Below are 249 nucleotides of genomic sequence, written 5' to 3' on the forward strand. Positions count from 1 at the left end.
GGGCAGCATCGGCACGACGCGGTCCGGGAAGTAGACCGAGTTACCGCGTTTTTGGGCTTCGCGGTCGAGCGCAGAATCGGCACGGACATAGGCGGCGACGTCCGCTATAGCCACAATGACGATCTGGCCTCCCGGATTCTCGGGGTCCTGGTCAGGCTCGGCGTAAACAGCATCATCATGATCCTTGGCATCCGCCGGATCGATGGTGAGAAGTGGAATATCGCGCCAGTCTTCGCGGCCATCCATCGT

Annotated in this window: 1 protein-coding gene; it reads right to left on the reverse strand. The window is 61.0% G+C overall.

Going from position 1 to position 249, the window contains the following annotated elements:
- On the reverse strand, positions 1-249 hold a 249-nt coding region (locus tag R0J92_RS25250; protein WP_411053707.1), incomplete at both ends, for an RNB domain-containing ribonuclease.

The sequence above is a fragment of the Tritonibacter sp. SIMBA_163 genome (assembly GCF_046535935.1).
GTDB lineage: Bacteria > Pseudomonadota > Alphaproteobacteria > Rhodobacterales > Rhodobacteraceae > Epibacterium > Epibacterium scottomollicae.